A 26,409-nucleotide genomic window follows, 5' to 3' on the forward strand; every position below is an offset into this window, starting at 1 on the left:
AATAAGAAGCTAATAAGCCTATTCCCTATTTGGCGCGTGTTAAACACACCAGCTAACTTATTGCTATGCATTGGCTTTGACTTACCTTTAGAGCGTTATCCCTTGTAATATTTTATTTCGACCATAGGTCTAGTAACTCAGTGGCGCAAAATTATGCAAAGGAGCATTCATGAGCACAACACCCTATACTCCGCCTAAGGTCTGGCAGTTTGATAGTGAAAATGGCGGCAAATGGGCCAGTCTGAATAAACCAACATCCGGCGCAACCTTTGAACAGCATTTGCCGCGCGGGCAACATCCGTTTCAGCTTTATTCATTGGCCACTCCCAACGGCCAAAAAGTAACCATTATGTTTGAAGAGCTGCTGGCCAAGGGGATCAGCGATGCGGAGTATGATGCATTCTTGATTGAAATTAGCGAAGGCTCGCAGTTTGGCTCTGATTTTGTGGCCATCAACCCAAATTCAAAAATCCCCGCCTTGTTAGACACCAGCACCTCACCGGCGACCCGGGTCTTTGAATCGGGCTCTATTTTGCTGTATTTGGCAGAGAAGTTTTCTTCTTTTATTCCCCAAGATGCGCAGGCTAAAACCGAGTGCATGAACTGGCTGTTTTGGCAAATGGGCAGTGCTCCTTATGTGGGAGGTGGTTTTGGTCACTTCTATGCTTATGCGCCGGAGCCCATGGAGTACCCCATTAACCGTTTCGCCATGGAAACCAAGCGGCAGTTGGATGTGCTAGATAAGCACTTGGCACAAAACGAATACATGGCCGGGGATGAATACTCCATTGCCGACATGGCTATTTGGCCCTGGTATGGTGCTCTAGTGCTGGGCAAGGCGTACGATGCTGCCGAGTTTTTATCCGTGCATGAATATCGTCATTTACTTGCATGGGCGAAGAAAATTGAACAACGTCCGGCGGTACAGCGCGGTCGACGCGTTAATCGTACTTGGGGCGACGAAGGTGAGCAATTGCGCGAGCGCCACAGCGCCGCCGACTTGGACTAATTAATAAATCTACAGGCACAAAAAAGCACAGCCTAGGCTGTGCTTTTTCATATCAGAGCACTGCTGTTGATAGCTTAGTGCAAGATACGGGCGCGAATGGTGCCGTCTACGGCACTCAGTTCTTTTAGCGCCACCTCCGAGTGGTCGCTGTCTACATCGATAACTACATAGCCTATGCTTTCGTCCGTTTGCAGGTACTGAGCGGCGATGTTGATACCGTGCTGGGCAAAGGCTTGGTTAATCTGCGTTAGCACACCCGGGCGGTTTTGGTGAATATGGAGCAGACGGCTGCGGTTAGCCAGCTCCGGCAGGGCTACCTCAGGGAAGTTGACAGCCGTCATGCTTGAACCGTTATCCGAGTACTTGGCCAGCTTGCCAGCTACCTCAACACCAATGCTTTCCTGCGCTTCCTGAGTTGAGCCACCCACATGCGGAGTCAAAATCACATTATCGAATTGGCGTAGCGGCGAGATAAACTCTTCGTCATTTGATTTTGGCTCCACCGGGAATACATCGATGGCGGCGCCAGAGAGGCTTTTATCTTCCAGAGCTTCGGCCAGGGCATCAATATCCACTACAGTGCCGCGCGAGGCGTTAATCAGTATGCTGCCTTTTTTCATCACTGCCAGCTCGGCGGTGCCGATGAGGTTTTTTGTTTGCGGTGTTTCCGGTACGTGCAGGCTGACCACATCCGAGCTTTGCAATAGCTGGGTCAGGTTTTGGATCTGCTGGGCATTACCCAAAGATAGCTTGTCTTCGATATCATAGTACTGCACCGTCATACCTATGTTTTCGGCCATGATGCCAAGCTGGGTACCGATATGGCCATAACCTATAATACCTAAGGTTTTACCACGGGCTTCGAATGAGCCTTCGGCGGTTTTTAACCACTGACCGCGGTGGGCCATGGCGTTGCGTAAAGGAATGCCGCGTAATAACAGTAGGATTTCACCCAATACCAGTTCGGCAACCGAGCGGGTGTTGGAGAAAGGCGCGTTAAATACAGCGATACCGCGTTGTTTGGCAGCGCTTAAATCCACCTGGTTGGTGCCGATGCAGAAGCAGCCCACGGCAATCAGCTTTTGTGCCGCGTCCAGTACCGCTTCGGTGATTTGCGTGCGTGAGCGAATACCCACAATGTGGGCATCGCTGATACGCTCGATGAGCTCATTTTCAGGTAACGATGTTTTGACATAGTCGATATTGCTGTAGCCGTTGCGCTTGAGTGTTTCAATTGCGCTTTGGTGTACACCTTCCAGCAAGAGAATCTTAATTTTATCTTTTGCTAACGATACCTTACTCATGTTCCTCACTCCTCTAACGTGTAGTTGGGCCCTCCGGCGTGCCGATGATCACTGTGTCGGCGCCGCGGTGAGCGAATAGGCCGTTGGTAACCACACCAACAACCTGATTTAAAGTTTGTTCCAGTGACTTGGCATCTGTGATCTGCAGGTTGTGCACATCTAAAATTACATTGCCGTTATCTGTCACTACGCCTTGTCGATAAACAGGGTCACCGCCAAGTTTTACAATTTCGCGGGCCACATAGCTGCGGGCCATGGGGATCACTTCAACGGGCAGTGGAAAATCGCCCAGAGTGTCGACCAATTTGCTGCTATCGACGATACAAATAAATTCTTTAGCCACGGCGGCAACAATTTTTTCGCGGGTTAACGCGGCGCCACCGCCCTTGATCATTTCGTTAGCGCCATTGATTTCATCGGCACCATCAACATAAATGTCCAGGCTATCAACATCATTTAATTCAAATACTTCGATACCCAGAGCCTTTAGGCGTTCGGTCGAAGCTTGCGAACTAGATACCGCACCGCGGATATCGTCTTTCATTGTTGCCAGGGCATCAATAAAGTGATTAACCGTTGAACCGGTGCCCACACCAACAATGGTGTCTTTCTTTACATAATCGAGTGCGGCCCAGGCGGCCGCCTTTTTCATTTCGTCTTGAGTCATGTTGTGCTCGCAAATGAGTTAATAGCTAAGGTTGCGGACTATTGTACCACTACCCGTGAGGGCAATAAATTCGCTCTGGGGTGACAATGTAATCTAATGGCACATCCCAACTGGCCACCGGCAGCGTATCTAGGTGCTGACATTGGTGCGCCACGCCGATTAATTTGGGGCGATGGGGCGCATCCGGTGGTATCTGGGCAAAGGTGCGGTCGTAATATCCGCCACCCATGCCTAAGCGATTACCCTGGCTATCAAAAGCCACCAAGGGGGTTAGGATAAAATCCAACGCCGCAACGGGGCTTACATGACTGCAATTCAACTCGGGCTCCAAGATACCATAGCGGTTAGTGCTCATGGGTGAATTTTCTTCATATCTCTGAAAGAGCAAATGCACCCCGGTAAAGGGGTGGAGAATGGGTAGAAATGGGGTCGCTTTATTTTGCCATAGCCATTGAAATACGGGGTCTAGATTGGGTTCGCCATCATTGCTTAAATAGGTGCCTACTCGAGCGCTTTTAGGGTCTTTTATGACTTGAGAAATATTAATTTTAAGCGCGTTCGCGGCACTTTTTTGTTCTTCTGGAGTAAGCTTTTTGCGTAAATTTCGCATTCGCTTTCGAATGTCAACACGTTGCTCGTCAAATTGCATAGGGCTCTTATATTAAAATTTAAACAGTTTGAGATAAGGAATAGCTCACACCTGGTATGGCTAGAAACACAGTGATCAGTACCAGGATAATTATTAATAACGAATGGCGATATTGTTCACTCATCTATCCCATGGCCATCATTGGCAGTGCTGTTGGCGACTCGATCACACTTAGGCTTGAGTATAAATCCTTTTATTTAAAAAGAAAAAACCTAGCGGTAGGCGCCCATAAGGCATAAAAAACGCCGCACTAAAAAGCGCGGCGCAGTTGCGGTTTAGCAGCTCCTAAATGCTTAGTACTTGGCCGCTTCCCCTTCTGCCGGTAGGGCATTGAGAATAAAGTCGCGCAGGTCGTTGTTGGAGCTTTCTAAGTCGGCGCGACGCAGATACATCATATGGCCGCTGCGGTAGCCTTTAAAGCTCAGGCGCTCTTTCATCTTGCCGCTTGGATCCAGTTGCCACATGGTGTATTTGGCATCGAAATAGTTGGTGGCACCGTCGAAGTAACCGGCTTGAACTAGCACATTCAGATACGGGTTTTGCGCCATGGCCAAACGCAGGTTTTCACCCGTGTTGTTGTTGCTGCGATCCCAAGGGTGAACCGAGCCAAACATATTGTATTTAACGTCGGTTTTATAATTTAGCTCTTCACGCAGATAGTAGTTGATGGCCGGGGTAAAGGAATGCAACCAGGAGGTTAGCTCGGCCCAGTAGTCCGGACGGTCGCCGGCGTTGCGCTTGTCTATGCCCAGGTAGCGTGAGTCCAGACGGCCCACTGTTTTACCCTGGCTGCGCAGCAACTCTTTCCAGAACGACGAGGTAGGAATATCCAGGTTGTTGTTTTCCACGTAAGTCGGCGATACACCGGCATAGCGCGCCATTTGCGCGACAATACGCTGCTTTTCTTCGGCGCCGATAAAGCCGCCTTTAGCTATGGCGGGGATCAATTCGTTGACGGTAAAGTCTTCAACCTGAGGCAATAGCTCATCCAGGTCAAGGGCTTGCAGCTCGGCGTCCAACGCCTTGTGATACCAGGCGGTAGCGGCAAAGTAGGGCAGGCGGTTGGCCGCTTCTACCGGGCCTTCACGCTTAATACCAATCTCGGTAGGTGAAACCAGGACTACGCCGTTAAGGTACATCCACTGACTGTTTTGCAGCGCCAGCGCCAGACCGGCAACGCGGGTGGTGCCATAGCTTTCACCGATTAAAAACTTAGGTGAGCGCCAGCGATTGTGGCGACTGACAAAGGTATTTAACCATTCGGCCAAGTATTTAATATCGGCATTAACGCCAAAGAACATGTCTTTTTGCTGATCGCGACTAGGCAGTTTGCCATCGGCACCGGCCAGCACACGTGAATAACCTGTATTCACCGGATTCACATAAAGGATATCCGCCACATCCAGTACCGAGTAAGGGTTCTCTTTTACGCCATAAGGCTGTACCGGGTAACCTTCATCGTCGATTTTTAGCACCTTGGGGCCGGTGTAGGCTAGGTGCATCCAGACCGAGGCAGAGCCCGGGCCGCCGTTAAATGAAATCAACAGCGGGCGCTTGGTATCGTCATCCACACCGCCGCGCTTGTAGTAGGTATAGTGCAAGGTGGCGACTGCATCGCCGTTATCATTCCACACCGGCTGAGTGCCGGTTTCGGCACTATAAGAAATGCGCTCGCCGTTAATGCGGGCCTTATGCTCGGTAATGACCTTGCTGTCGATATCGATTTGGCGACCATGGGCCGCGGCATTATGTTGGTCTACCTCGGCCAGCGCCGATGGAGCGATCACCACGGCCAAAGACAGGGCCACGGCTTTTAGATGGGTTGCAAACATGATTTACCTTTTGGTTTTTCTTTTCGCTCCATTAAAGGAGCTTGCATTGGAAACTACAAGTTATTGCGATAAGTGGGGCGTTAGCACCTCTGCGATGCGCTTAGCAAAATCGTTGTTTATTTCAATTCCATGTAAGACAAGTCGCGTGTCTTTAAGGGCGCAATTCAAGGGGCGCGAGGCGGCATTGTTAGCGGCTGCTACAGGGGCTGGGCTCAAGGCGCTTGCGTCCAGGTCCAAAAGCGGCGCCATGGCTTTGGCCATATCCAGCTTGGTTAAGCGCTCCTGGGCACTGAGGTGATAGATCCCTTCTAGCTCAGAGCCCAAGGTGGTTATGGCACCAGCCAAGGCATTGGCGATATCTGCGGTGTCGGTGGGAAAGCGCTGACATTCATTATCGAAGTGGGTGACGCCGTTTTGCAGTTGCTCGGCAATGACGGTTACCGCCGACTCACCGAGATAACCAACTTCACCGTAGAGTACGGGAATGCGAACAATGGCCGCGCTCGGGTAGTGCGCTTGCAATAAGGCTTCGCTGCGCGCCTTGGATTGGCCGTAAAGATTTAACGGGTTTACCTCGGCGTCCTCAGCATAGGGCGGGTTGCGGCCATCGAAGACATAATCGGTGCTAATAAAAATCAGCTTACAAGTGAACTGCTCACAGCACTTGGCAATATGCTCGGTGACCGCGCAGTTAAATTGGATGCTTTGCTCGGGGTCATTATCGAATTTGTCCGGATTGCGCTCGGCGGCGCTGTGAATAAAAAAGTCCGGTTGATGCGTTGCGAACAAGGTGCTGATGGCCTCTTTATCAAACAGATCTACTTTGACTATGGGTGCCTGTGCGCGGGAAAAACCCAAGCCTGTCACCTGATGAGTGGGGGTTAGGTGCGTAAAAAGGGCGCGGCCCAGCAGCCCAGTGGCACCGGAGACGATGATTTTAGCCATAACTTTGCTCTCTAACGGCAGGGGAAAGCGGCAGCCTAACTGTGGTGAAGGGTAAAGTCAAAGTGTCCATTATGGTCTCAAAATGCGTATGTTTACGTTGAAAGTTAACTAGTTAAGCTGACTCGCGGTTGGCGGCGCTCAAGCCTATGGTGTGTTGCTGCCGGCGTTTGAGGCTGGAAAAGCAGCTATGCTTATTCTCATTGCTTCATAGTAAACGGGCTGTGGCCTTGTGCCTTGCACAGCTTTGGCAAAAACCCCCTTTTGACGCACCAAGTTGGTGCGTTTTTTGTGCGCATTAAAAGTTATCTTTTTGTTAATTAAAGAGAAAATATTTTGGCACAAAGATTGATTTTATCTGGAGGAAGAATAATAAACCGAATTGCCTACGAGGGGGCCATATGAAAATGATCAGTGCCATCATCAAGCCATTTAAGCTCGATGAAGTGCGAGAAGCGTTAGCAGAGCTGGGAATAGAGGGAATGACGGTAGTGGATGTTAAGGGTTTTGGCCGCCAGCGCGGGCATACCGAACTCTACCGAGGTGCCGAGTACAGGGTGGACTTTATTCCCAAAATTAAAATCGAGATTGCCACGCGTAGCGACAATGTGGAGCGAGTAGTAGAGCTAATCACCCGGGTTGCCAACAGCGGCAAAATAGGCGACGGCAAGATATTTGTTTTCGATCTTGAGCAAATCGTGCGCATCCGAACGGGTGAGCTTGATGAAGAAGCGATTTAGGGGGCGCAGTCATGGAAAACACCATAGTTGAATTACAATTCTCATTGAACACCTTTTACTTTTTGATCTCCGGCGTGCTGGTTATGTGGATGGCGGCGGGCTTTGCCATGCTGGAAGCCGGCTTGGTGCGTTCGAAGAACACCACAGAGATCCTGACCAAGAACGTCGCCCTTTATGCCATTGCCTGTACCATGTTTTTGCTGGTTGGTTACAACATCATGTATGTGGGTAACAGCGAGGGCGGTTTTGTGCCCAGCTTTGGCTCCTTGATTGGCACTCAGGCCAGTGACGCCGATCATGCGCTGGAGTCTGATTTCTTCTTCCAAGTGGTTTTTGTGGCTACGGCCATGTCCATTGTCTCCGGCGCCGTAGCCGAGCGCATGAAACTCTGGGCTTTTTTGATCTTTTGTGTGGTCATGACCGGCCTGCTATATCCCATTGAGGGCTACTGGACCTGGGGCGGCGGTTTTCTGTCGGCCATGGGTTTTGTCGACTTTGCCGGTTCGGGCATAGTGCATGGCGCCGGTGCCGCTGCAGCCTTGGCTGGGGTCTTGCTGCTGGGGGCGCGTCGTGGCAAATACGGCAAGCATGGTGAAATCTATCCGATTCCCGGTTCTAACCTGCCGCTTGCGACCCTGGGTACCTTTATCCTATGGATGGGCTGGTTTGGTTTTAACGGTGGCTCGCAACTGCTTATCAGTGATGCGGAAAATGCTACCGCGGTGGGCAAAATCATGCTTAACACCAATGCTGCTGCGGCGGCCGGTGCCATTGCTTCCCTACTGGTATGTAAAACCTACTGGGGCAAGGCAGATTTGACCATGGTGCTCAATGGTGCACTGGCGGGTTTGGTGGTGATCACCGCGGATCCGGCCTCGCCATCACCCTTGTTGGCGCTCTTGCTTGGTGCCATAGGTGGCATGGTGGTGGTCTTCAGCATTGTGGTTTTGGATAAGATGCATATCGACGATCCCGTGGGGGCTATTTCGGTGCACGGCGTGTGCGGAGCGCTTGGCCTGATGCTGGTGCCTCTGTCTAATAGTGAGGCCAGTTACACGACTCAGTTTATCGGTATCTTATGTATCTTTGGCTTTGTCTTTGTCGCATCCTCTCTGGTATGGGGAATTTTAAAAAGTACGGTGGGGATCCGCGTGAGTGAGGAAGAAGAGCTCAGTGGCATGGATCAACATGATTGCGGTATCGATGCCTATCCCGAGTTTGTATCGGTACGTTCAAGTTAATCAGCTAGTTATTACTTACAGCGGCGAGTTTATCTCGCCGTTTTTTATGACTATAATTCCATTTTCAGGCCCTTTAAAAGGTTCCAATCATGGACAATAAATTACTACTGATCATACTTTCAATCTTTTTGCCGCCCGTTGCCGTATTTCTAAAGGCAGGTGCCGGTAAGCACTTAATTATCAATATTATTCTGTGCTTCCTATTCTTTTTGCCTGCGGTTATTCATGCCCTATGGGTATCAACCCGCTAAGCCCATCTAACTGAGCAGACAGCCAAGCACACAGCTCTGCCTGCCTCTGAGTCAGATATATTCTGATTTTGATAAGCTAACAAAAGTCAGTACCAGTTAAGCTAGCCCTAGTTAGCCTTAACCTGCACCCTGTCTTGGCATACTCTTGGGCAATTAATTTTGTTCATGAGTATGTTAAGCTTCCACCAATTTTTCATTCAAGCCACGCATTTTCAATCCTATGGCGACAAAAAAGACACCGACAAAGAAACAACCGAAGAGAAAACCTAAGGCCGCACCTCCGTCAAAAATGAGGCGCCTGGGTAAGCGGTTATTTTCCTTAGCCTGGAAAATCGCCCTGGTCACTGTTATCAGCGTGGCCCTGTATATGATTTACCTTGATGCCAAGGTAACGCGACAGTTCGAGGGCAATAAATGGCAGTTGCCGGCTCAGGTATATGCCCGCGCCATGACCTTTTACCCGGGGCAATACCTGTCCATGGACGAGGTGGAATGGGAGCTTAAGCGCCTTAACTATACCCAGGTAACCAAGCTCAATCACACCGGCCAATATGAGCAAAGCAAAACCCGCTTGCGTATTTATCGTCGTGCCTTCGAGTTTGCCGACGTCAATGAAGAGGCCCGTATTATTGAGCTGCGCTTTAGCGGCAACAAGGTTGCCAGCGTCAAAAACAATATAGGTCAACGTCTTGAGAGTGCTCGTTTGGAGCCGGTGCAAATAGCCCGTATCGGTAATGACGAAACTCAGGACCGCGAATTTGTGCCGCTCGATAAATTCCCAGACTTGCTAAAAGACACCTTACTGGTGGTTGAAGACCGCAACTTCTATAAGCACCATGGGGTGTCCTTATGGTCCATTATGCGTGCTCTTTACGCCAATATTCGCGCCGGCCGCACGGTGCAAGGTGGCAGCACCCTGACCCAACAGCTGGCAAAAAATTTCTACCTTACTCGTGAACGCTCACTGGTGCGCAAAATCAACGAGGCCTTGATAGCCCTTATTCTTGATTATCGTTATACCAAGGACGAGATCCTTGAAGCCTACTTAAACGAGGTTTATTTAGGACAGTCATATACCAAGGGTGTACATGGCATGGGTCTGGCGGCGGAGTTTTATTTCTCTAAGCCCATCGACGAGCTGGAGTTTGACCAGATAGCCCTGCTGGTGGCCTTGGTTAAAGGGCCATCTTATTACAACCCGCGCCGCTATGAAGAGCGCACCATGGAACGTCGCGATCTGGTACTCAGGCTGATGGCGGAAGATGGCCTTATCAGCACCACAGAATATCGTAATGCCCTTAATCGTCCGCTGGATGTTGCGCCCATGCGCCGGGATATAGACAAAACCTATCCGGGTTATTTAGAGCTGGTTAATCGCCAGTTGAAGGAATTGCTCACCGACAAGGAAACCCTGGATGCCGGAGTGCGGGTCTTTACTTACCTGGACCTGCAAAAGCAGGAAGCCATGGAAGATGCCATCGCCCAGTCCTTGCCTTATTTAGAGAAGCGCCCGAAAACCGAGCAACTTGAAGCAGCCATGCTTTCGGTGAATCGTCAGGTGGGTGGGGTCTCGGCTCTGGTTGCCGGTCGTGATATGCGTTATTCCGGCTTTAACCGGGTGCTGGATACCAAGCGTAATATTGGTTCCTTGGTGAAGCCGGCCGTGTATCTGAGCGCCTTGCAGGTGCCCAGTTATAATCTTGGTACCTTGCTGCATGATGAACCGCTGGAAATCACCGACGAGCGCGGTAAAGTTTGGCGTCCGGACAACTTCGACCACCAATTCCGCGGTGCCTTGCCCCTGTATAAGGCCTTTAGCAACAGTATTAATATTCCGGCGGTGAATCTGGGCCTGGATATTGGCGTCGACAGGTAGCCAATACCTTACAGGGCCTGGGTGTAGAAAGTCATATCAACCAGTTTCCTTCCTTGCTGCTGGGGGCCTTGGAGCTGTCCAGCTATGAGGTGGCACAACTTTATACCACCTTGGCAAACGACGGTGCCTATACCCGTTTAACCAGTATTTCGGCCTTGACCGACAACGGCGGCAAGCTGCTGTATCAGCACAAGCCGCAGTGGCAACAGCGCTTCCCTAAGGATGCCATGTATATGACTAAATATGGTATGAAGCGGGTGACCAAGGACGGCACGGGTAAACGTTTGAATAAGCATTTCCCCACCATACAGTTGGCGGGTAAAACCGGTACCAGTAATAATCTGCGTGATAGTTGGTATGGCGGTTTTGACCAAAATACCGTGACCGTGGCCTGGTTGGGACGCGATGATAACCAAAGCACAGGCCTGACCGGTGCGGTGGGCGCCTTGGAGATGTATATTCGTTATCTGCGTCAGCTAAATCCGCAGTCCATTGCCGATGAACGTCCAGAGGGAATTCGTTGGGCCTTTATTAACGAGCAAACCGGTATGCAGGCACCGCCAGGGTGTGGCAAGGTGATTCAACTGCCGATACGGGCCAGCGAATTTAACCCCAGACCTAGCTGTGTGCGTCCTTAAGGGCGCGCACTGAATGTAAAAAACCGCCCATCGGCGGTTTTTTTATGGGTGTTATGCGTTGCTTACCTTAGGCTTACCTTCGGCTTACCTAAGGTACTGACTCGGTGCGGCTACTCGGTGGCAGGAGCTATGGTCGCTAACTCATTCATCAATTGATTCCTTCTTTGATGGGCAAACTGTAGCATCAAATCGCAGTTGCCCAGGGTATAGCGGTTGAGAAAAGAAATTGTCTGCGCCGCCGAGTTTGCCATCATGGCCGCGAGGTTTGGCAGTAATTGAGTCAGCTCATTATTGAGGGCAATTTCCTGTGCTCTTATTTCATTGCCAATGCCTGACACAGCGCTTTGTTGGTGGGCATAAGCCAAGGTGAACAAGGTGCGATATGCCCAGTAGGCGCCGTGCGCATCAAAGTTATTTGTGCCGCTATGATAGCTAGCGGGGAAAGACTGAACCGCCCCGAAAAAGGGCAGATACATGGCACACAGTGGGGTGCTAACGGCCTGCCAGATCACCCCCTGAAGTTCATGGCATCGTTGCTTATCTAAAGTAATGATATGGCTTTCAGCGGTTTTGTCATAACCAATGGGGCGATTTGCTTTACCCTCAAGCTCGGTGCCCTCATAGGTGGCCGTTAACACGCTAATGACGTCGGGAACAGACACCAAGGCGTCGGGCTTGAGAAAGAGCGGATATTGTTGCTGCCGGGGTGGCTGAGCTAACGAAGGGGTGAGCTTAAGCTGAGCAAGCCAAATGCGATCGACATTATAAGGCTGGCCGGTTACACCGAAGGCCTTAGCAAAATTAAAATGATGTTTATCCGCATCCGGTAATAATTGGTGTTGGCAAACAAACTCGTATAACCCAGGTGAGTGCAGAACCTCGGGAGAGTCCAGGTCGATATCATGAATGCGCATGGCATTGGCTACAACCAGATAGCTGTCTGCCGGCACTTTGACGGCAAGCCAATGGTGGCAGGAGCCATTTTCAAAATACCAAATCTCATTGACGTCGGCGATGGTGACACCATTTACTTCGGCGCTGCCGTATTGCTCAATATATTGTCCCAGCAATTGAATTCCGTGCCGGGCAGACTCGGCCTGGGGTAAAATTAAGGTCGGAATAACGGCTTCGGTGATCCCACCTTGTTTAAGCAAGGGATCGGCCAGCGCCGCCTTGTCATTCATGGCCAGGGTGTTGGTGGCCGACATGGCGACATTTTTTTCATTGATGCCGCGCTCTTCATAGAGAAACTTTGCTGGCATTAGGTTGCTTGCTTCGTTATTGGCGTCAAAGTCTGGTGCCGCACTATAGCTAAATGCCTGTGTTGGTTTAGGTACTTTGAGTCCGTTACCCAGGTGCCACAGGCCATCGTCAATGACTTTCTCATTGGCATATTCCGGTTGCTGGCGATAAACAAAATACTTGTTCCAGATATCACGCTCGCAATCCTCGTTTCGGGAGACAATATTTTGTCCGTGTGTCGTTGCATTTGCAGCCACTATTACACTCGTACACATAATCAATCCTTAAAGAGAAAAGGAAGGTTGCCCTTCCTTTGTTGTGACTTACTCAGTGCTTATTAGGCACCACTGTGGCAATTTCAGATTTGACGTGAATCGGCGAAGTTAACAGGTAATTTTGCCCTTCATTGAGTTCCTGACCATGGAAGTTAAAGCTGAGATTGACGCCTTTTTTGAATAATAAGCAATGGGTTGAACCGCCAAAGTGGAACATGCCCAGTTCGTCACCTTTTTTAACGACTTGCTGCGGTTTCACCGTGACGTCACAGGTTGATACTTCGGCCATACCCACGGCCATAAAGGCCATTAAGCCAATGTCGGGGCTGTCGGCCTTGATATAAATAATGGCCCGGGTTGCCATCTCCGTGATGTAGCCCTGGGATTCATTGGGCCCTGCGGGATCTTCACCTATTGCCGGTGCCTCTGCGTAATAGCTGCCATCTACGAATTCCACCATTTCAATGACGCCATCGACGGGGCTATTCCAACGGTGGTATTGAGTGGCACTCAAAAATGCCTGGTATACGGTACCACCGGCAAATTCCGGGTAGTAATCAGCATTGTTATTGAGCATGTGTTGCAAGGAATAGGGCTGACCTTTAATCCAAAATGTATCTTGAAGCTGCACATTGGTTGCCCATTTGTAAGGTGCAGACTCGCAGGCATTGGCGATGACGTTGTTATCATCGGGCGCGGCGACTGGGCGCTGATCCGCTTTAAAGACACGGGTAAAGAAGTCATCCCAACAGGAAAAGCCATAGTGGGGCAGCGTTGGATCACACTCAAATGTCTTAATAAATTCCTCTCGCGAACCCGCCATTTTCGCCATGGCGGCATCGCTTAACCAACCCGTGGGGGAGCCATTCAAGACCGACACGGATTCACTGGATTTTAAAAAGTTGCCCCAGTCATTGAGGATCCGTTTGAAGTGCTTGTTCACCGTGGGATCCCGAAAGGCGCAGTAGCCACTTTCCGTTGCCATCACCCGATCAAGGATGGCGTTGATTGGAAATCCCACCAGACCTGTTTCGTTAAATTCTGGAGGCATGCTGAGCACGTAGTTACACATGGCCAGCATTTGCTGGTAATTTTCGACAATAGGCGCTGGCTCAGGGCCGCTGTCGCCACCATGTATTGGTGTGTTGTGGCGTTTAGGTTGTTCATTAAACATGCGCGTAAAGAGCATAAAGGCGCCGGCGTCACCTTCAATGTAGTCTTTAAAGGCTTGAATGCATGGCTGTAAAGGCAAGTCCGCCTGCTTGGTCTTGGCGGCTAACTGGCGCAGCCAATCATTTAAGGTTTCCTGGTCTTGCGGAAGCCATTCGCCAACTCGATACGGGGTGTGACTGGTATTCATACTAGTGTCCTCATCTATAAGGGTTAGGTTTAAGGGTGAGTTGGTTTAAGGCTGGCTAACCAGTTATCGACCACCTGTCTGGGTACGCCTCGGGTGCGACAATGCATGGCATCGGTACCCAGCCAGGGAAACTCAGGCTTACTGTCAATGCCAACAACCGTATGGCCAGGTAATGCAGCTCGATAGGCAGTTAAGGCCGCTTCATCGTATTTTTCGTATCCTTGCCCAGACAGAGGAACATATACAAAGTTATTTAATATCAGGCTATTAGTGTAGGCAGCCGTTGTCGCAGGCTCGTCGGCGTTAGGAATATACATGTTTTGGCAAAGTACACGATAGACCTGATACTCCTGTGCGAAGTTATCGGCAATGACATTAAGTTTTTCATTAATCTCGGTATTTTCAGATTGGGCAACCAGTACCTTATCCTCTGATAAAAACTTACCCCAACAATCTATGTGACCGATGTAGGTGCCTGTGGGGTCATCGAGCACGCGATAAGAGCTAATGCCCATAAATCGATTAAGTTGCTCAAGTATGTAGTGCATTCGCTTCTCTATGATCTCCGGCGCATTTCTAGAGAGGTCCCCCTCATTGTGGGTGGGTAGTTCATTTTGCGTTGCTACCAGATAGGTGGAAGCTATGTTGCCCTTTCCATCAACCATGTAGTTACCGCCCACATCGAGTAAGCCTGAATAATAGAAATTATGCACCTTGATGGGCGTCAACTTGGTTGGCTCTTCTTTATGCCAGCGGGCCTTATTCCACTGACGAATGGGATTGTTGAGAAAATCTGAAAATTTGACGGCGCCGTAATCATCATTGGGTCTAAAGATCCCCAAGCCTTCCTTAGGTGAGACATTCTCCGCACCTTCAACTAACCCCACTTCGCCGCCGCCTAAGGTGGTATAGGTATGCTTGGCAATACCGTAATAATCGGAATCCTTGTTGTGCACCCACCAAGGTCCAAAATCCCGTGTCCAGAAGGTATCCGTATCCCAGGGAACTATATGCAGGTGCTCAGGGTTATAGGTTAAACCCAGTGCCGATGCCGTTTCGCTAAGATCTTGATCGATAATTTGTTTTTGGCTTACATCGCCACACATCACAAAAATATGGACGGGGTTTGAGGTGTCATTTTGCTGCATGCGGACAATCAACTCATTCGGAATACCGAATGAGCGCGGTCCAGAGGGCGGAAACTGAGGTTGGCTTGGTGCCACTGTGCCAGGGTAGGCGATTAGCACACCGCCCATAGGCGCAAACTCCGCAATGGCACTTACGCAGCTGGCTGTGTCGTTATGATAGACGGTATTGGGTAATTCTTTGACTAGTTGGCTGACTTCGGATGCCAGGGAAACAGGAACTAACGTAGGGCGTTTGTTGGGGGTAGTCATAAGTACTCTCCGTGTGATTTGTTTATAAAAAACCAGGTCGAAGCAAAGGCGCTTTTCGCCAACAAGGCGAATAACAAAGTCCCTTGAATTTGATCACGTTCGTACAGCACTTAAACCATAGCTATGGATTATCAAAACGCAATTTCAAATGTTAAAATTTAGTTAATTGTTTACCGGTGGTGAATGGGCAGCGCAGGGTTATGTTGGATTTGGCATCAAGGTGCGGGCGCTGTCATTATGGGATGGCTGCACTCACAGGGTGGTAATGGGTAATCTCGGGTGGGCTGTTAATCTGTAAGCGACTGTAAGGTTTTTTGAGCTACAAACCAATGACTGGGTACTGGGGTAAGCGGTAAAGCAAAAGTCTTTGCAGTAGTGTGAAACCGCCAGGGCGGCGGTTTCAGTATTCATTGCCAGCTTATAACTTAGCGAAGGCGCGCTCGGCCGCCGCTATGGTTTGGGCGATGGCTTCGTCATCGTGTGCCTGGCACACAAAGCCCGCCTCAAACGCAGAAGGAGCAAGGTATACGCCTTCTTCAAGCATCAGGTGGAAGAAACGCTTAAAGCGCTCTAAGTCGCACTCGGTGGCTTGCTGGTAACTGGTTACCTTGTCTGCATCGGTGAAGAAGAAGCCATACATACCACCGGCATAGTTGGTGGTAAGTGGGATACCGGCTTTGTCTGCAGCGGCTTGGAAACCTTCACAGATGGCCTTGCTTTTCGCTTCCAGCTCTTCATGCAAACCTGGCTCGCTAAGAAGTTCAAGGGCTTTTAGACCTGCGGCCATAGCAATTGGGTTGCCAGACAGGGTACCGGCCTGATAAACCGGGCCTACCGGGGCAATGTAATCCATGATTTCTTTCTTACCACCGAAGGCACCCACCGGCATACCGCCGCCGATCACCTTACCTAAACAGGTTAGATCCGGAGTGATATTGTAATAAGCCTGGGCGCCACCTAGGGCGACGCGGAAACCTGTCATTACCTCATCGAAGATCAACACGCTCTTATATTCATCACAGATTGCACGTAGGCCTTCTAAGAAGCCCTCAACCGGCGGAATACAGTTCATGTTACCGGCAACCGGCTCGATGATGATACAGGCGATCTCTTCTGGGTACTTGGCAAAAATCGCTTTTACTTCATCTAGGTTGTTGAAAGACACGGTCAGCGTGTGCTTGGCGAAGTCTTCAGGAATACCCGGTGAGTTAGGCACACCTAAAGTCAGGGCGCCAGAGCCGGCTTTTACCAGCAGTGAGTCGGCATGACCGTGGTAACAGCCTTCAAATTTTAAAATCTTGTCGCGACCCGTGTACCCACGAGCCAGACGAATGGCGCTCATGGTGGCTTCGGTGCCCGAGTTTACCATGCGTACCGAGTCGATAGACGGCACCAGCTCTTTGACCTTTTCGGCCATATCGATTTCCGCTTCGGTAGGCGCGCCGTAGCTTAGGCCGCGCTCAACCGCTTCGTGCACGGCCTGCTTAATTTCCGGGTGGTTATGACCCAAAATCATAGGTCCCCAAGAACCCACGTAGTCTATGTATTTGTTACCGTCGGCATCAAAGGTGTAGGCACCTTCGGCATGGGTGATAAACAATGGGGTACCGCCAACGCCGTTGAAAGCACGGACTGGAGAGTTCACGCCACCAGGGATCGAGGCTTGGGCGCGGGTAAATAAATCTTGGCTTTTGCTCATGTTGCTTCCTATTAGGTTGGCAAATTAATCTTCACGTTTACGGCTGAACCAGGGCACAGTGGTCTCATGTTTCTCGACCAGGTTGTCAACGCCCAGGGTTAGCGCAAACAAGGCCATGCGGATCAGCACGCCATTTTGTACCTGACGGAAGATGGCCAGGTTGTCGTTGCTATTTAGGTCGTTATCCAGCTCATTGGCATCGCTGCGGCTATCGCGCGGCAATGGGTGCATCAATACCGAGCTTGGCTTACAGTGGGCGTTGTAAATCGCCTGGCTGATGCGGAAACCACCGCGGTATTTATTGGCTTCTTCCTGGCTGGGGAAACGCTCTTCCTGAATACGAGTCTGGTAGACGATATCGGCGGCCAGATTGCCTTCCATTTTATCCACCAGTTCGATTTGGTGACCGGCATTGGTCACGGTATCAAGAATGCTCTGCGGCATTTGCAGGCCATCCGGCGCCACCATGGTAAAGCGAACATCTTTGTAGTGGCACAGCAGCTTAGATAAGGAGTGTACGGTGCGACCGTATTTTAAATCACCCACCAGGGCAATGTGCATACCATCGACCTTTTGGCCAAAACGGCTTAGTTCGCGGTCTATGGTTAGAAGGTCAAGCAGGGCTTGAGTTGGGTGCTCATTAGGACCGTCACCACCGTTAAGAACGGGGACGCTACAGCCGGTAGCAAACTCGGCGACCGAGCCGGCATCCGGGTGGCGCATGGCCACCGCATCCGCATAGGCGGAAATAACCCGGGCAGTATCATACAAGGACTCGCCCTTGGCCAATGCCGAGCTCTGCATGCCGGTTGTTTCGCGCACTAAACCGCCAAGCAGATTGAATGCGGTGCCGAAGCTCACGCGAGTACGGGTACTGGGTTCAAAAAACAGGTTGGCAAGAATGGCGCCTTCGAGCACCTTAGTGCGTTTTTGTTTTTTGGCATAAGGTTCCATCCGTTTTGCGACTGCAAATATATGCTCGATACTGTCTCTATCGAGTTGATTTACAGAGAGAATGTGTTCACCTTGAAAGCGTAGCATGGAGGTCGTCCCAAACGTTAAAGTAAATAATTCGGTGTTCTACCAAGAGGCGAATTTGCAAGTGCGCCCCTGGCATTTAAACGCCACCGCGTTTGGCTGCGCACTATAGCAAATTTTTCGGTATTTTTAGAGTACTGGTTTCAATACCGCTAAAAAGATAATGGCCGCGAGGATAAGTACCGGGAATTCATTAAAAATGCGGTAAAAACGATCGCTGCGGGTGTTGCGATCATGTTTGAAGTCGGCCAGTAATTTAAAGCAGTAGCCGTGGTAGGCATAGAGCACCAAGACCAGCGCCAGTTTATAGTGCAGCCACATGCTGGCGCGGAACCATTCGCGACCATATTCCACTATGGCCAGCACCCCGAACACAGCTGTCAAAATTGCAAAAGGAGTGACGAAAAACAGCAGACGGCGTTCCATGACTTTTAACATGGCGCTGCATGATTTTTCTTCGTTTAGAGCATGGTACACAAACAGCCGAGGCAGATAGAAAATACCGGCAAACCAGGCAACCATAAAAAACAGGTGCAGGGCTTTGTAAACTAACACTAAGGTCATGGGGTTTCCTTTTTATAATAGTGCGTTACGAATGGTGAGGATGTGGCGAATTTGATCCCAGCGTAAAATACCGACGATTTCTTTTTCATCGTGCATATCATACACATACACAGCACCACTGCGTTTATCTTTAAGAATATCAAAGGCATCGGCCAAGGTGGCCTGTGAGCTTACACCATCGAGTTCAACATAGAGAATATTGATGTTTTCTTCAGACATCAGGTTTAAATCGTATTCCGCAAGGCGGTAGCCGTTATCTTCGTCGTAGACGATAAGTGGCGTTTGCCCATCAAGATGAGCGAGGGATTCCTTGATCTGCTCCTTGTCGGCGGAGTACAGTAGCTTAAAGTTTTCATTCATTTCCGCCATGATGCCGACCTTCTGCAGTGCTTCTTTGGCGGGAGAAACCTGATAGGTGAGCTCTTGGAAATCCAGCTGTTGCAAGAAAATGGAGCGATTGCCAAAGACCTGCAAGGCGGTGACATAGGCGGTCACTATCACCAGCATGGCGGGCACGATAATTTGCGGGCTAGAGGTCAGCTCCATCACAGCCGTTAACGCCGCCAAAGGAGCGTGTAAGGTGGCGGCCAGTAAGCCGGCCATGCCCAATACGCCATAGGTACCGGCCACATCTGTGCCCGGCGCCACAAGGTGGGCAAAGAAGGACATGAGTGTGCCCATCACCACGCCCAAGCCGATAACCGGGCCGATAATACCGCCAGGGATCCCCAAACCGATAGCGAATAAGGTGGCCAGCAGTTTGGCGATTAATATGGTAAGCAGCAGCTGCACATTATCCGGGGAGGTCATGGCGATGGTAATGGCACTCATGCCCGAGCCCATGGCCTGGGGCACCAAATAGCCTATGCCACCGGCGATAACCCCGGCGATTAACAACCGTGGCAACATGGAGAGAGGTTTAAAGGTACGGATAATCAGCATCAGATTCTTATTAAAGGCATAGGCCACGGCACCCAAGGTCATGCCGCAGATCACCAGGTAAGGGTAATGCCAAAAACTCAAGGGGGTTACGCTAATCAATGCCAGTTCTGAGTCGGCACCAAAAACAAACTGAGTGGCTAGGGCACCGGTCACAGCCGCCAGCATAATGGGCACGAAGATATGCACCTTGTATTCACGAATGACCACCTCCATTACGAAGATCACCGCCGCCAGCGGCGTATTGAAGGAGGCTGCAATGCCGGCGGCCACGCCGCAACCGCTCAAGGTACGCATGGCGTTATAAGGCAGGTGTAATTGATTGGCGAGAATACTGGCACCTGTAGCGCCCATATGCACCGAGGGGCCCTCACGGCCCACGGAAAAGCCGCTGATCAGCGCCAGGGCGCCACCAAAAAATTGGTTCACCGTGTTGTAAAACGGCATTTGCCCATAGTGCATCTTCATACGGTGAATAACGAAAGGGATCCCCAGGCGATAATGCTTAAAGCCGGTCAGATAGGCAAAAAAAGCAATAACGCAGGCGGCGCCTACCGGGAGTAAAAAGCGTTGCAGTTCACTGAGGGTGGTAAAGTCGTCGAAATCATCGAGGAACAGGTTCTGCGCTATGATAATCGTCAGGCGAAACATGATGATCAGGCCCGCAGCGATAAGGCCGGCGGCAATACCTAATAAGCACAGTTGTGCCGATGTTTTTGGCCGGGCAAGGCGACGTCTCAGCGCCTCTAGATGCATACCAATTCCTCTGGGCTTTGATGGGGCTAGGGTTATTAACAGTAGTTTATCAAAGCTTATCTAATAAATCCTTGTTTAGTATCAGGGTTTGCGACTTTGTATTTTAGCCTTAGGGGCTAAAAACCAAGGCGGTGCAGCCAATACTTGATTAACTTAGTCGGGTATTAGATAATTTGCACAAATAGGTAGTGAGAGAGACGGTATGTCCGAGCAAGTTCCAATTAAATTCAGTGATGCCGCAGCAGCGCGCGTTAAGCAGTTGATCGAAGAGGAAGAAAACCCTTCGCTAATGCTGCGTGTTTATGTCACCGGCGGCGGATGTTCTGGTTTCCAATATGGTTTTACTTTTGCCGAGGAAGCCAACCCGGGCGATATGCAAATTGTGAAAAATGGTGTGACCCTAGTAGTTGACCCTATGAGCTTGCAATACCTGGTTGATGGTGAAGTGGATTATACCGAAGGCTTGGAAGGCTCGCGCTTTTTCGTTAGCAACCCGAACGCCACCACCACCTGTGGCTGTGGTGCCAGCTTTAGCGTTTAACCACGCAATTAAGATAAATTTGAAAAAAGCCGCTTCTGCGGCTTTTTTATTTTTGATGTCTATAAATCGCTGTTCGTTATGTACACCATCAAGGTGAAAAAGCCCAAGACGAACAATGAGAATATAATAATATAAAAGAACCCCTTACGGCCCTGTTTTAGGGGAATATTGTTGGCATTGAGAAACAGCCACCAAGCGGCGCAGAGAATCACGGGCAACAAAAACAGCAAACGAAACATCTTTTCCCCAAAAATGACGATTTAACTCAATTTTAGCGCAAAATTCCTACCCTCTAAAGAAAAATTAAAGACTTAGCGCAGGCCTGATAAATTAGAGCTATCTATCTAATTTATCAGTAGTATTTTATTGAATAAGGTATGCAAACTATTTCGCGCCGAAATTAGGTAAACTTTTGTACATACGCTATACCTAAAATGGGACATGTGCTTTAATACTGGCTGAATGAGACGGGCAAATTTCATTCGCTAATAATTATAGAAACTTTAATTCATCTAGTAGGAGATGTAATTATGATGGGTAAAACCGTTTCTTCCGAGGAAAATGGAAGACTAACCAAGTGGCTGAAAGATAAACGCCACGAGAAAGGCCATACCATGCGCAGCTTGGCACAAGTTCTGGGTACGCCGCATTCATTCATAGGTAAAATTGAAAATCAGGAACGTCGCTTGGACGTGATTGAATTTATGCGTTATTGCGAAGCACTGGATGTGGATCCTTATGAAGGGTTAGCGCTACTCAAATAAGCATTGAAAGCCTATTTTCTGGAGCCCAGGAAGGGCTCTATAGTTTTATCCCAATTCACTTAAATAGCTAATCATTCTAGCGGGCTAAATATCATGCTCACTAGGTTGAAATTTTTCGATGTAGAATAACTACATATAAAAAATCCCACCTTGTTGGCACATCATTTATCTAGCGCTATCTCTGAGCACATACTTAACAGAATTGGTATTATTCCTGCCCCTTGGCATTCCTTCCATTTTCATGAAACTGCCGCTCTAACTGATATAAGCGTTTACGTATCAAGAACAAAAACACCAAAGACGGTATTACCATCAGCGCCGTAAGAATAAAAAACATCGACCAATCACCGTGCAACCAATCGTCGACTATGACACCACTGTACCCCGATAACAGGGTGCGTCCAAGATTGCCCAAAGAGGCAAGCAAGGCATAGTGGGTGGCACTGAATGCGCGATCGCAGAGCATGGAAATAAAGGCCACCATGGCCACCAAAGACCAGGCCTGGGTAAAACCATCAAGTAATATGGCCAGCGCATAGAGCGAGAGTTTAGGGCCCGCGACGGCAATCCAGGAGAACATAAGGTTCGATGCCGCCATGGCTACGCCACTGATAAATAAGCCCTTTACGATGCCGAAGCGACTGTTAAAGAGGCTGCCTAAAAAGGCAAAAATAATGGTCAGCACCGCGGTGCCGAGCTTGGAAAAGGTGGCAATATCCGAGTTGCTAAACCCCACTTCCTTATAAAAGACGATGGACATACGCGCCAAAAAGGCTTCGCCAATCTTAAAGAGGAATATAAAGGCCAGCAGGGCTAAGGCGGTTTTAACCCCGTTACGGGTAAAGAAGCTGCGCAGCGGCTCTATAATGGTCACCCCAAGCCAGGCTATTACGATATTCACCCAATGTGGTAAAACGGTGGCGTGTTTACCGAGTTGTTGCTGATACTGTTGCTCTAATCGGGCGTGCACAAGCTCGCGATTCGACTTGGGCTCTTGGGCAAAGAATACATAGACGATCAAGAGCGCCACAATAACCGCCAAAGCCAAATACACATCCGGCCAATCCACCCCGGGAATATCCGCGGCATAAAAGGGCATGGCGCCGAGCAGAGCATAACCGGTCCACCATCCGCTGGTTGCCATGGCCGCCGCCGCCGACATTTTTTCACTTTCATTTTCGGCCAGTATATCAATACGGTAGGCATCAATGGCAATATCCTGGGTGGCAGAGGCGATGGCAATAATCAGTGCCAGCAGAGCTATAACAAATAGTTGCTCGCTGATATCGACAAACGCCATGCTCAGGGTGGCAGCAAACACAATGCAGAGACAGCATAAGATCCAACTGCGGCGTTGACCCAGCCAATCGGTGAGCAATGGAATGCGCACCCGGTCGACCAGAGGCGACCATAAAAAGTTAATGGAGTAGGCGCCAAACACCATGCCGAACAGGCCGATCATCGAACGAGTGAGGCCTTCGTCTTTAAGCCAGGCGCTCATGACCGAGCCAATCAACACCCAGGGAAAGCCACTGCTGATACCAAAAATAAACACGGTGACCAGGCGTCGGTCGCGAAAATGTTGGGTGAAATCGCGTAAAGAGAGGGCTGTGTGGCTCATGTTTATTCTTATTATTAGCGAGAAGAAAAAGGGCGATTAGACTCGCCCTGATAGAGTTAGTACGGCTGTGCCTCTAGCACCTTGATATCATAAATAATCACCGCTTGTTTGGGCACATAGGAGTAGCCGATCTTTTCTTGGTAATCGGTTTCAACGCGCATGATTTTATCTAAGGTTTCAAAGCCTTCCACCACGGAACCAAACACCGAAAAGCCCCAGTCACTGCCTGGGTTAAGGTGGTCGTTGTTATCCATGTTGAAGAAAAACTGACGAGTGGCCGAGTGCGGCTTTCTGTCCTGATAGGCCATGGCAATGGTGTACATATCATTTTTCAGACCGCTGCCACTTTCATTGAAAATGGGGTCATTCTCATGCAGGCCATCATAGTCTTTGTCGTAGCCGCCGCCTTGGATCACAAAGTCGCGCTCGTTTTCTTCATCGCGCTCAACACGGTGAAATACCGAGCCCTTGTAGCTGCCATCTTGCACATAGGTAAGAAAGTTATTCACCGTCAGTGGTGCGCGTGAACGATCCAGTTCAACGGTGATTTTGCCTAGGCTGGTTGTGAACTCAACGCGGGGAAATAAATTGCTCTTTTGCACAAATTCACCCTGTACCGCCGCGTGCGCCAGGGGCGTTAGCAACAAACAGAAGGTAAAAAAGGCACTGATGAGGCGAGTGTTCATATCGCTCCCTTTTGCATGTAATTGTTAAGCTCAGGGTCGCTCATAATGCGTGCCACAAGCTGTTCGATAAGTTTATTTAGTTGCGCCTCAACCTTGGCCTGATCATAGCCAAAGGGACCGCGAAACTGGCTTTGGCCATTATACATTTTATTGAACTGACTACCATTGCGCTCGACAAACACCTGCAGAGCGATTTGCGCCTCGCTGTAGTGATCCACGGTATTTTGCATCACGGTGGCGTTTAAGGTGTGAATGGCTACCTGCATACGGGTGCCAGCCATGGCACTGATTTGGGCGCCGTTAGCTTCTAAGGCCTGGGTAAAAACCTTTTGCATCTTGTTATTTAAATCCGGGGTGGACATTAAATAACGATTTTCGCCCTGGGCAATGGAAATGGTTGGGGCCTTAGCTCTTTGGTCAATCACCTGTAACGACAAGCTTTGGTTATAGCTAGTAAACTGACCGCTTTGGTAGAAAGGGTCTAAGATGGCTTGTGCCGAGCGGTTGCTACATCCTGTAAGTGCCGTGCTCAAAGCGATAATAGCCAACAGTGAAAAACGGTTAAACATAATTATCCTATTACTTTTTTCGCGCTCAGCACGACAAACTTCTTGTTTGAGCCAAGGAGTTTGGAGCCGCCGAATAAGCGCTTTAGTTTTTCATGGTAATCAAGGTGTCGGTTGCCTACGATACGAAGCTCACCGCCGGGACGCAATACTTTTTTGGCGTCGTTAAACATCTGCCAAGCGATATGATCGGTCACTGCATTTTGCTGATGGAACGGAGGGTTACATAACACCAGGTCATAACCTTGGGCATTAAAACCGCTTAGGCAATCGTTATGGATAAACTCACAACGATGCAGTTCATCGGGCAGGTTCTCTAGGATGGTTTGGCGCGCCGAGGCTACCGCCATGGCCGACTCATCGACAAAGGTTACTTGCGCCTCGGGGCATTTAATCAGGGTTTGCAGGCCAATCACACCATTACCACAACCGAGGTCGATAATGCGAATGGGCTTTTTCGACTGCGGCAGATAATTACTGAAAAAGCGTGCGCCTATATCCAAAGAGTCGCGGGAAAAGACATTGGCATGATTGACCAAGGTGAAGTCGCTGCCTTCTAGTTGCCAACTTTTGGGGAAGGGGCTTTGCTGCGCTTTATTGTGCATGGTGGCGGTGATAAGGCGTGCCTTTTTTTGCGCCAACGTGGTAGTAGCAGAACCAATATAGCGCTCCACCAGATTAATGGTCGAGGTATGAATGGCTTTGGTTTTGCCTGCCAGAACCACGGGGGTACCAGGCTTCAGACTTTGTGATAATTGCGCCAATTGATGCTGCATATAGCCGCTGTTTTTCGGTATTTTGCCGATCACTAGGTCATAATCGTCGGCAAGCGGTTCAAGGCTGGTCAGCGGCGTAAGTTGCTCGGTATTCAAGTTATTTTCTTTGAGATTATGCTGCCATGCTTGTATAGCAATGTACGAGTCGCTAACTGAATCTGAAGTTAATTGGTTAAAGGCGCAGGCCAGGGCGCCGAAGTCATCATTGAGGATCAGCAAGCGCTTGGCATCAGCATGATGCTCGTTAATATAGTCGACAAGGTATTCATCCGCCGCATCCCAGGCCTGCAGGCTGCGGTTTTTCTGTTGTAATGGCAAGCGATGTAAGTGGTAGGTATTACCACCTAGTTGAGCTGATGTTATCATGAGCACTTAGGTTTAACTGACAATGGCGCTAGTTTATCACGATGCGTGCCAACACCCACACCCAAAACAACGACCAATTGCCTGCGAGCTTACCGGCGAGCATGTTTAGCTATCAGCCTCATGCCCTTGATGAGGTTAAGGCACAGCGATTGTTTGCCCATTTACGTGATACCTTGCCTTGGCAGCAACCCAGTATTTTGGTCTATGGCAAGTGGCACGCTATCCCGCGCTTGCAGCTTTATATGGGCGATGCCGACAGTGCCTATGAATATTCCCAGCAGCGTTTTGAGCCCGCACCTTGGGTACCTGAGCTCGACGCCATGCGCCAGCGTCTCAACGGTGCCTTGGGCTGTCACTTTAATGCGGTCTTGATTAATTACTATCGCCATGGCCTGGATTGTATGGGGTGGCACAGTGATGATGAACCCGAATTAGGATCAGAGCCTGTAATCGCCTCAATATCTTTAGGAGCGCTGCGCAAGTTTAAATTACGCCATAAAGCCAGTGGTGAGGTAACTGACTTGGCCTTGACCAATGGCAGTCTGCTTATTATGAAGGGGCAAAGCCAGCACTGCTACGCTCATAGCCTGCCTAAGCAACGCAAGGTGACTCAGGGGCGTATCAATTTAACCTTTCGCCACATTGATTCGTCTTTGCTATAGTAGCCTCA

At 49.7% G+C, this 26,409-nt stretch carries 24 protein-coding genes and 1 pseudogene; 8 read left to right on the plus strand and 17 right to left on the minus strand.

All coding sequences use genetic code 11. From position 1 onward, the window contains the following. The first annotated feature begins 169 nt into the window (after positions 1–169). Positions 170–1,009 (plus strand): glutathione-dependent disulfide-bond oxidoreductase, encoded by an 840-nt coding sequence (gene yghU, locus C2M17_RS04580; protein WP_105199669.1) that lies wholly within the window; start codon positions 170–172, stop codon positions 1,007–1,009. Between the two features lie 74 nt (positions 1,010–1,083). Here the strand turns inward: yghU and serA are convergent, their stop codons facing one another. The 5 genes from serA to C2M17_RS04610 all read right to left on the minus strand — a co-directional run bounded on the left by serA (position 1,084) and on the right by C2M17_RS04610 (position 6,406). Beyond that, entirely contained in the window at positions 1,084–2,313 is a 1,230-nt protein-coding gene (gene serA, locus C2M17_RS04585; RefSeq protein ID WP_105199670.1) for a phosphoglycerate dehydrogenase, read from the minus strand. A gap of 13 nt (positions 2,314–2,326) precedes the next feature. Then, positions 2,327–2,980, minus strand: coding sequence for a ribose-5-phosphate isomerase RpiA (rpiA, locus tag C2M17_RS04590; protein ID WP_105199671.1), 654 nt, complete (start codon positions 2,978–2,980; stop codon positions 2,327–2,329). Between the two features lie 49 nt (positions 2,981–3,029). Next, the gene (locus C2M17_RS04595) at positions 3,030–3,629 is read right to left on the minus strand and encodes a 5-formyltetrahydrofolate cyclo-ligase (RefSeq protein ID WP_105199672.1); all 600 of its coding nucleotides are present in this window, start codon (positions 3,627–3,629) and stop codon (positions 3,030–3,032) included. 293 nt (positions 3,630–3,922) lie between these two features. Beyond that, on the minus strand, positions 3,923–5,461 hold the full coding sequence (locus C2M17_RS04605) for a S10 family peptidase (protein WP_105199674.1): 1,539 nt from the start codon (positions 5,459–5,461) through the stop codon (positions 3,923–3,925). 60 nt (positions 5,462–5,521) lie between these two features. Then, positions 5,522–6,406: a dTDP-4-dehydrorhamnose reductase family protein gene (locus tag C2M17_RS04610; protein ID WP_105199675.1), complete on the minus strand. Its 885-nt coding sequence runs from the start codon at positions 6,404–6,406 to the stop codon at positions 5,522–5,524. 398 nt (positions 6,407–6,804) lie between these two features. Here C2M17_RS04610 and C2M17_RS04615 point away from each other — a divergent pair, with 398 nt between their 5' ends. From C2M17_RS04615 to mrcB, 4 genes and pseudogenes are all read left to right on the plus strand, one after another. Next, the gene (locus tag C2M17_RS04615) at positions 6,805–7,143 is read left to right on the plus strand and encodes a P-II family nitrogen regulator (RefSeq protein WP_105199676.1); all 339 of its coding nucleotides are present in this window, start codon (positions 6,805–6,807) and stop codon (positions 7,141–7,143) included. A gap of 11 nt (positions 7,144–7,154) precedes the next feature. Further along, positions 7,155–8,384: an ammonium transporter gene (locus tag C2M17_RS04620; protein WP_105199677.1), complete on the plus strand. Its 1,230-nt coding sequence runs from the start codon at positions 7,155–7,157 to the stop codon at positions 8,382–8,384. A gap of 89 nt (positions 8,385–8,473) precedes the next feature. After that, a complete protein-coding gene (locus C2M17_RS04625) occupies positions 8,474–8,635 on the plus strand; it encodes a YqaE/Pmp3 family membrane protein (protein ID WP_105199678.1) in 162 nt (53 codons plus the stop codon). A 220-nt stretch (positions 8,636–8,855) separates the two neighbouring features. Further along, positions 8,856–11,149 (plus strand): annotated as a pseudogene (gene mrcB, locus C2M17_RS04630) (penicillin-binding protein 1B). Between the two features lie 110 nt (positions 11,150–11,259). Here mrcB and C2M17_RS04635 read toward each other — a convergent pair. The 7 genes from C2M17_RS04635 to C2M17_RS04665 all read right to left on the minus strand — a co-directional run bounded on the left by C2M17_RS04635 (position 11,260) and on the right by C2M17_RS04665 (position 20,419). Then, positions 11,260–12,666, minus strand: a complete 1,407-nt coding sequence (locus C2M17_RS04635) for a C69 family dipeptidase (protein WP_105199679.1) — start codon at positions 12,664–12,666, stop codon at positions 11,260–11,262. Positions 12,667–12,718: 52 nt separating this feature from the next. Continuing rightward, positions 12,719–14,026 carry a phosphatidylserine decarboxylase family protein gene (locus tag C2M17_RS04640; protein ID WP_105199680.1) on the minus strand — a complete coding sequence of 436 codons (1,308 nt, stop codon included), beginning with the start codon at positions 14,024–14,026 and terminating at the stop codon, positions 12,719–12,721. A gap of 29 nt (positions 14,027–14,055) precedes the next feature. Further along, positions 14,056–15,423, minus strand: coding sequence for an agmatine deiminase family protein (locus C2M17_RS04645; protein WP_105199681.1), 1,368 nt, complete (start codon positions 15,421–15,423; stop codon positions 14,056–14,058). Positions 15,424–15,841: 418 nt separating this feature from the next. Then, positions 15,842–17,122: a glutamate-1-semialdehyde 2,1-aminomutase gene (gene hemL, locus C2M17_RS04650; protein ID WP_105199682.1), complete on the minus strand. Its 1,281-nt coding sequence runs from the start codon at positions 17,120–17,122 to the stop codon at positions 15,842–15,844. A gap of 24 nt (positions 17,123–17,146) precedes the next feature. Further along, the gene (locus C2M17_RS04655) at positions 17,147–18,163 is read right to left on the minus strand and encodes an aspartate carbamoyltransferase (RefSeq protein WP_105199683.1); all 1,017 of its coding nucleotides are present in this window, start codon (positions 18,161–18,163) and stop codon (positions 17,147–17,149) included. Between the two features lie 126 nt (positions 18,164–18,289). Next, positions 18,290–18,724 carry a CopD family protein gene (locus C2M17_RS04660; protein WP_105199684.1) on the minus strand — a complete coding sequence of 145 codons (435 nt, stop codon included), beginning with the start codon at positions 18,722–18,724 and terminating at the stop codon, positions 18,290–18,292. A gap of 12 nt (positions 18,725–18,736) precedes the next feature. Further along, positions 18,737–20,419 (minus strand): chloride channel protein, encoded by a 1,683-nt coding sequence (locus tag C2M17_RS04665; RefSeq protein WP_105199685.1) that lies wholly within the window; start codon positions 20,417–20,419, stop codon positions 18,737–18,739. 202 nt (positions 20,420–20,621) lie between these two features. Here C2M17_RS04665 and erpA point away from each other — a divergent pair, with 202 nt between their 5' ends. Next, the gene (gene erpA / locus C2M17_RS04670; RefSeq protein ID WP_105199686.1) at positions 20,622–20,960 is read left to right on the plus strand and encodes an iron-sulfur cluster insertion protein ErpA; all 339 of its coding nucleotides are present in this window, start codon (positions 20,622–20,624) and stop codon (positions 20,958–20,960) included. A gap of 59 nt (positions 20,961–21,019) precedes the next feature. On the opposite strand, the gene C2M17_RS15995 is transcribed toward erpA, so the two are convergent. Then, positions 21,020–21,199, minus strand: coding sequence for a hypothetical protein (locus tag C2M17_RS15995; RefSeq protein ID WP_105199687.1), 180 nt, complete (start codon positions 21,197–21,199; stop codon positions 21,020–21,022). 291 nt (positions 21,200–21,490) lie between these two features. Here C2M17_RS15995 and C2M17_RS04680 point away from each other — a divergent pair, with 291 nt between their 5' ends. Then, complete coding sequence (locus C2M17_RS04680) at positions 21,491–21,724, plus strand: helix-turn-helix domain-containing protein (protein ID WP_105199688.1); 234 nt, start codon at positions 21,491–21,493, stop codon at positions 21,722–21,724. Positions 21,725–21,932: 208 nt separating this feature from the next. Here the strand turns inward: C2M17_RS04680 and C2M17_RS04685 are convergent, their stop codons facing one another. From C2M17_RS04685 to C2M17_RS04700, 4 genes are read right to left on the minus strand one after another with little or no spacing between them, the layout of a single operon-like run. Continuing rightward, positions 21,933–23,345 carry an AmpG family muropeptide MFS transporter gene (locus tag C2M17_RS04685; RefSeq protein WP_105199689.1) on the minus strand — a complete coding sequence of 471 codons (1,413 nt, stop codon included), beginning with the start codon at positions 23,343–23,345 and terminating at the stop codon, positions 21,933–21,935. Between the two features lie 56 nt (positions 23,346–23,401). Beyond that, complete coding sequence (locus C2M17_RS04690) at positions 23,402–24,031, minus strand: peptidylprolyl isomerase (RefSeq protein ID WP_105199690.1); 630 nt, start codon at positions 24,029–24,031, stop codon at positions 23,402–23,404. Beyond that, complete coding sequence (locus C2M17_RS04695; RefSeq protein WP_105199691.1) at positions 24,028–24,600, minus strand: YajG family lipoprotein; 573 nt, start codon at positions 24,598–24,600, stop codon at positions 24,028–24,030. The genes C2M17_RS04690 and C2M17_RS04695 overlap by 4 nt, the downstream gene beginning before the upstream one ends. A 2-nt stretch (positions 24,601–24,602) precedes the next feature. Continuing rightward, the gene (locus C2M17_RS04700; protein ID WP_105199692.1) at positions 24,603–25,739 is read right to left on the minus strand and encodes a methyltransferase; all 1,137 of its coding nucleotides are present in this window, start codon (positions 25,737–25,739) and stop codon (positions 24,603–24,605) included. A 41-nt stretch (positions 25,740–25,780) separates the two neighbouring features. Here C2M17_RS04700 and C2M17_RS04705 point away from each other — a divergent pair, with 41 nt between their 5' ends. Further along, complete coding sequence (locus C2M17_RS04705; protein ID WP_105199693.1) at positions 25,781–26,401, plus strand: alpha-ketoglutarate-dependent dioxygenase AlkB family protein; 621 nt, start codon at positions 25,781–25,783, stop codon at positions 26,399–26,401. Positions 26,402–26,409: the final 8 nt, after the last annotated feature.

This window comes from Pseudoalteromonas sp. T1lg10 (genome assembly GCF_002964545.1).
Taxonomy (GTDB): domain Bacteria; phylum Pseudomonadota; class Gammaproteobacteria; order Enterobacterales; family Alteromonadaceae; genus Pseudoalteromonas.